This window comes from Desulfolutivibrio sp., from assembly GCF_036584575.1.
In the GTDB taxonomy this organism is placed as follows: Bacteria; Desulfobacterota; Desulfovibrionia; order Desulfovibrionales; family Desulfovibrionaceae; genus Desulfolutivibrio.
The window spans coordinates 1-5,928 of record NZ_JAZHDB010000057.1 but is presented as its reverse complement, the minus strand read 5'-3'; the positions used below and the strand labels follow the sequence as shown (position 1 = coordinate 5,928).

Below are 5,928 nucleotides of genomic sequence, written 5' to 3'. Positions count from 1 at the left end.
CGCCTTCCTGGCCCAAAAGGGACTCATAGGCCGTGATGCGGGCCTTGCCCTTGGCGTGGCGGCCTTTGGGGGACATGCGGATCCATTCCAGTTCCCGGGCCAGGGTTTTCTGGCGTTCGCTCTCGGACTTCTCCTCCTGCTTTAAGCGCTCTTCCTTCTGCTCCAGCCACGAGGAATAGTTGCCCTTCCAGGGGATGCCCCGGCCCCGGTCCAGCTCAAGTATCCAACCGGCCACGTTGTCCAGGAAATAGCGGTCGTGGGTCACGGCGATGACCGTGCCCGGATAGCTCTGGAGATGGTGCTCCATCCAGGCCACGGACTCGGCGTCCAGGTGGTTGGTGGGCTCGTCCAGAAGCAGGATGTCCGGCTGCTGCAAAAGCAGGCGGCACAGGGCCACCCGGCGGCGTTCGCCGCCCGAGATCTGGGCCACCGGGGTGTCCGGGGGCGGGCAGCGCAGGGCGTCCATGGCCATGTCCAGCTTGCTGTCCAGGTCCCAGGCGTCCAGGGCGTCGAGCTTCTCCTGCACCTCGCCCTGGCGGGTGATGAGCTTGTCCATGGCCTCGTCGTCCATGGGCTCGGCGAAGGCGGCGTTGATCTCCTCGAATTCCTTGAGAAGGGCCACGGTCTCGGCCGCGCCTTCCTCCACCACCTGGCGCACGGTCTTGGCGGAGTCCACCAGGGGCTCCTGCTCCAGGAAGCCGATGGTGAACCCGGGGGAGACGTGGGTTTCGCCCTGGAAGTCCTTGTCCACCCCGGCCAGGATTTTTAAAAGCGAGCTTTTGCCTGAGCCGTTTAGGCCCAGGACGCCGATTTTCGCGCCGTAGAAATAGGACAGGGAGATGTCTTTTAAAATGGGCTTTTTGTCGTGAAACTTGCTGACCCGAAGCATGGAATAAATGATCTTGTTGGGCTCGGTGACGGCCATGCAAAAACCTCTTTTAGGTGGTATTTCCGCCGCATCCGGCGGGAGTCGGCACTTTGTACCGGCCCGGGGGCGGTTGTCAAATCCTCGGTTGTCTCCCAGGCGCTCAACCGTCGGCCCCGGACAGGTGTCCGGGGTGCGGAAACGGTGTCACATCGCCGGTTATTCCGCAGGCGCGCGGTCCCGGGGAAGTTCTTGATGCGTCCGCCACGGAGAAAGACCGGTATTTCCGCAGGCGCGCGGCCCGGGTCAGGCCCCGGCCGCCGGGCCGTTCTCCCCGGCCAGGGCGATGATCTTTTGGGCGTAGGCCGTGCGCAGCCGCTCCATGTATCCGGCGTCCACGGCCCCCTTCCAGGTGACGATTTCGGAGAACCGCTTGGGGATGCGCGTTTTCGCCGGATCGAACCCGGTCTGTATCTTGAGTTTCCAGCGCAGGTTACGCACCGTTTCCGAGGTCTCGTCCAGGGTGTGGGCCAGGGTGGAAAATCCCAGGCAGTCCAGGGCCTCGGCGATGAGCGCGGGCTTGTAGACCCCGCGCGCGAACAGGCAGGACACCAGGTTGGTCAAAAGCACCCGCTCCCGCTCGTCGTCGAGCAGAAATTTCAGGGTGGCCTCGATGTCCTGGTCCTTGTTCTTCTGGTCAAAGGAATAGGCCCCGGTATCCAGGTGGGAATGCCGAAAGCCGATGGTCTGGGACACGAAATAGGTCTCGCCCGTGGCGTAGCCGGCCATCTCCTGCCCCAGCACGCAGGCGAAGTCGCCGCCGCCGTACTGCGCGGCGGCATATCCCGCGCCGCGTCCCAGGGCGGCGTAGAAGTCGTTGGTCTTGTGCCCCAGGTGGTACAGGGCGGCCTTGTAGCCCTCGGGTTCGCCGAAGGCCATGGAGGTCAGGGCCGTCTCCGGGGTCACCAGGCCCTTTTGCATGGCCTCCGTGGCCCAGGCCAGGGCCACCCCGGCCGAGATGGCGTCCAGGCCCTGCCGGTCGGCGGCGTCGATAAGGGCCAGGATCTCCTTGGGGTCCGTGACCCCGAGCATGGAGCCGCAGGCGAAGTTGGGTTCGTGGTCGTAGGGCACCTGCCGGATGGAGAAGCGATGCTTGTCCGAAAACATCTCCCGCAACATGCCCACATGGATGCAGCCCACGGGGCAGCCGGAACAGGCGGCGTTGCTCATGAGCAGCTTGTCCGCGAACTCCTCGCCCGAGATCTTGTCCGCGTCCGGGTCGGCCGTGGCCTGGAGGTTGCGCCAGGGCAGGGACTTGAGCTCGTTTAAGGGCAGCACGTTCACCGGCGTGCCCAGGTTGTGGTACTTTTCCATCATGTCCGTGGCCGTGGCCTTGGCGTGGATGTCGGCAAAAAGCTTGGTGTAGTTTTTGTTTTCGGGAAAGGGCAGGTCGGAGTCGCCGTGGATGACGACGCCCTTGAGGTTTTTGGCCCCCATGACCGCGCCCGCGCCCAGGCGGCCGAAGTGGCGGTAGGTGTCCACGTTGATGCAGGCGTAGGCCTGGAGATTCTCGCCCGCCGGGCCGATGCGCAGGATGCTGCGGTGGCCGGAATGGCCGGGAACGATCTTGCGCAGAAGCTTGCCTGCGGTGAAGATGTCCGCGCCCCACAGGTAATGCACGTCCACCACCTGAAGCGTCCGCGACCCCACCACCACGGCCGCCGGGGCGGCGGCCTTCCCCGTGATCACCAGGGCGTCGTATCCGGCGAAGCGCAGGGACAGGGCCGAACGCCCCCCGGCATGGGATTCGGCGTAGTTTTCCACATAGGGGGATTTGAACCCGCACACGGTCTTGCTCATGAGCGGGAAGGCGCCCGTGAGCGGCCCGATGGCGAAAATGAGCGGCTGTCCGGGATGAAAGGCCGGTTCGCCGGGTAGGCCGTATTTTTGATACAACAGGGCGGCCAGGCCGCTGCCGCCCATGACCTGGTCCCGGCCGTCAAGGATCGCCACGTCCCCGCGCCGGGCCGCAAGGTCCACCACCAGCACGCGGAACGAGGCCGTGCGGTCGAAACTATCCGGCGACGGGGGGGACATGGCAGGCCTCCTGGCAAAGGGGACGTTTTTCCTCGGCGTCGAAGAGTTCGAGGCAGCCGTGGGGGCAGAATTCGATGCACCGGCCGCAGTGGATGCACACGTAGGGGGCCTGCTGGTCGTCCAGGGCGATGGCCCCCACGGGGCAGGCCGCCGCACACTTGCCGCACCGGATGCAGACGGCGCGCTTATGCAGGACTCCGCCGCCGGATTTTCGGGGGGTCATGGCCCCGGTGGGGCAGGCCGCCGCGCAGGGCGGCGGATCGCAGGCCAGGCACAGCACGGCCTGGTAGCCGCTGGTCACTCCGCCCGAGGATTTGATGCGAATCCCCGCAGCGTTCCAGGAAATGGTTTTATGGACCAGTCTGGCGCAGGCAAGGGAGCAGGCGTGGCATCCGATGCAGCGTTCCATCCTGGCGGCGCGGTGGACTTTCATAATGGCGGCGTCTCTCCTTCAGGGAGGCTGTGGGGCCAGGCAGGCGACAGTCGCCCGGCCATGCGCCCCATCATTTCAAAACAATGGAGTTCGGTCAATCTGTCGCATTGTGCGGCGGCCGCGCTATGTATCGCCAGACATAAGTCGATACTGCGGAGAGAATGCGGAGGTTGTGCGTTCGTCCTTAAAAAACGTTTCCTTCTGGCGGCTTGGAGAGTATGATGGCGGCAAACACTCCAGTGGACGTTCCATTGTTTGAGCGTCCGCTGTGTGACGTTGGAGAAAATGGCGGCGGCAAACCCCGGCGCTGACAACGCAACCGGCCGAATCGGCCCCCAGAGGACACCACGCCCATGAGACCCACGGAACTGCCTTCCTGGATGGCCCTGCGAGCCCATGCCGGAGACATGCGCGACGTACGCCTGCGCGACCTGTTCGCCGCCGATCCCGTGCGGTTCATCACGTTTTCCCGCCGTCTGGGCCAGGACATCCTGGTGGATTTCTCGAAAAACCGCATCACGGCCACCACCTTCGGCCTTCTGGCCTCCCTGGCCAACCAGTGCGGCCTGGACCGCAAGATCGCGGCCATGTTCGCGGGCGAAAAGATCAACGTCACCGAGGAGCGGGCCGTGTTGCACGTGGCCCTGCGCAACCGCGTCAACCGGCCGATCTTTGTGGACGGCGCGGACGTCATGCCCGAGGTTAACCGGGTGCTGGCGAAGATGCGCGGCTTCAGCGACCGGGTGCGCGGCGGCGACTGGAAGGGATTCACGGGCAAGCCCATCACCGACGCGGTCAACATCGGCATCGGCGGGTCCGACCTGGGACCGCGCATGGTGGTCGAGGCCCTGGCCCACTATGCGGCGGACGCCCCGCGCCTACATTTCGTGTCCAACGTGGACGGCGCCCACCTGGCCGAGACCGTGCGGCGTCTCGACCCCGAGACCACGCTGTTTCTGGTGGCCTCCAAGACCTTCACCACCCAGGAGACCATGGCCAACGCCCATTCCGCCCGGGACTGGCTGGTCGGACGCCTGGGCAGCGCCGACGCCGTGGCCCGGCATTTCGTGGCCATCTCCACCAACCGTCAGGGCGTGGCCGATTTCGGCATCGATCCGGACAACATGTTCGAATTCTGGGACTGGGTGGGCGGCCGCTATTCCCTGTGGTCGGCCATCGGGCTGTCCATCGCGCTTGCCGTGGGCATGGACCGCTTTGAGGAGCTTTTGACCGGGGCCTTCGAGGTGGATGAGCATTTCCGCACCACCCCCTTCGAGGACAACATCCCGGCCATCCTGGGCCTGGCGGGGGTCTGGAACGGCGAATTTTTAGGGGCCGCGTCCCACGCCGTTTTGCCCTACGACCAATATCTGGCCCGGTTCCCGGCCTTTTTGCAGCAGGGCGATATGGAGTCCAACGGCAAGCGGGTGACCGTGTCCGGCCAATGGGTGGACTACGAGACCGGCCCCATCATCTGGGGCGAACCCGGCACCAACGGCCAGCACGCCTTCTATCAGCTCATCCACCAGGGCACCCGGCTGGTGTCCGGCGACTTCCTGGTGGCCGCCAATCCCTTAACTCCCCTGGGCGACCATCACCTGCTTTTGGCCGCCAACTGCTTCGCCCAGACCGAGGCGCTCATGCGCGGCAAGACCGAAGACGAGGCCCGGGCGGAACTGGCGGCCGCCGGGGTCAGCGGCGACCGGCTGACGCTTCTGGCCCGGTCCAAGACCTTCCCCGGCAACCGGCCCACGACAACCATCCTGTATCGCAGGCTTACGCCCAGGATCCTGGGGAGCCTGATCGCCCTGTACGAGCACAAGATCTTCGTCCAGGGGGCCGTGTGGGACATCAATTCCTTCGACCAGATGGGCGTGGAGCTGGGCAAGAAGCTGGCCGGGGTCATCGAAAAGGAGTTGCGCGGGGCGGCGCCCTCGGCGGCCCACGACGCGTCGACCACGGGACTTTTGGCGGCCTATCAGAAGATGCGGTGAGCGGGGCGGCGGTGCGCGGGGCGGGAGTCGGGTTGTAGAGGAACCCTCCGGGGGCCAAAGGGCCTGGCGCCCTTTGGAATCCCGCATCAGGGATGATGGCCTGGGGGCTTGGCTTCGGGAATGGATGGGGCGGGGCGGGCTACCTGGGGCCGAAAAGGATCATGGCCCCGCCCACAAGACACAGGGAGACCCCGGAGACGTCCCACAGGTCCGGACGCTGCCCCTCGATGGCCCACATCCAGGCCAGTGAAGCCAGGATGTAGATGCCGCCGTAGGCGGCGTAGGCCCGGCCCGCCGCGTCCGTGTCGATGCGGGTTAGGAAGAAGGCGAAGGCCGCCAGGGACGCCATGCCCGGGATGAGCCAGACCGGGCTTTTGCCCAGCCGCAGCCAGGCCCAGAAGGCGAAACAGCCCGCAATCTCGCCGAAAGCGGCCAGCAGATAAAATCCATAGGTTTTGACGAGCACGGGGACTCCTTGTGAGGCGTCGGCAGGCCGGGCTCGGGGTTGGCGACCCGGCTTGGCGTCAGCAATGCTTCGC

Annotated in this window: 5 protein-coding genes; 1 reads left to right on the top strand and 4 read right to left on the bottom strand. The window is 65.6% G+C overall.

All coding sequences use genetic code 11. The features are described 5' to 3' along the window. From V3572_RS04330 to V3572_RS04320, 3 genes are all read right to left on the bottom strand, one after another. Positions 1-925 (bottom strand): ATP-binding cassette domain-containing protein (locus V3572_RS04330; RefSeq protein ID WP_332109753.1); only part of this gene is annotated, 925 nt, incomplete at its 3' end. A 246-nt stretch (positions 926-1,171) separates the two neighbouring features. After that, positions 1,172-2,962, bottom strand: a complete 1,791-nt coding sequence (locus tag V3572_RS04325; protein WP_332109752.1) for an aldehyde ferredoxin oxidoreductase N-terminal domain-containing protein — start codon at positions 2,960-2,962, stop codon at positions 1,172-1,174. Continuing rightward, positions 2,940-3,395, bottom strand: coding sequence for a 4Fe-4S dicluster domain-containing protein (locus tag V3572_RS04320; RefSeq protein WP_332109751.1), 456 nt, complete (start codon positions 3,393-3,395; stop codon positions 2,940-2,942). Before V3572_RS04320 ends, V3572_RS04325 begins: the two co-directional genes overlap by 23 nt. 353 nt (positions 3,396-3,748) lie before the next feature. Here V3572_RS04320 and pgi point away from each other — a divergent pair, with 353 nt between their 5' ends. Further along, positions 3,749-5,389: a glucose-6-phosphate isomerase gene (gene pgi, locus V3572_RS04315; RefSeq protein WP_332109750.1), complete on the top strand. Its 1,641-nt coding sequence runs from the start codon at positions 3,749-3,751 to the stop codon at positions 5,387-5,389. Between the two features lie 139 nt (positions 5,390-5,528). On the opposite strand, the gene V3572_RS04310 is transcribed toward pgi, so the two are convergent. Continuing rightward, positions 5,529-5,855 (bottom strand): YnfA family protein, encoded by a 327-nt coding sequence (locus V3572_RS04310; RefSeq protein WP_332109749.1) that lies wholly within the window; start codon positions 5,853-5,855, stop codon positions 5,529-5,531. Positions 5,856-5,928: the final 73 nt, after the last annotated feature.

Bases quoted from the DNA above. Each gene is read 5' to 3' on its own strand.
- pgi (WP_332109750.1), top strand. From the start codon at position 3,749: ATGAGACCCACGGAACTGCCTTCCTGGATGGCCCTGCGAGCCCATGCC.
- V3572_RS04325 (WP_332109752.1), bottom strand. From the start codon at position 2,962: ATGTCCCCCCCGTCGCCGGATAGTTTCGACCGCACGGCCTCGTTCCGC.
- V3572_RS04320 (WP_332109751.1), bottom strand. From the start codon at position 3,395: ATGAAAGTCCACCGCGCCGCCAGGATGGAACGCTGCATCGGATGCCAC.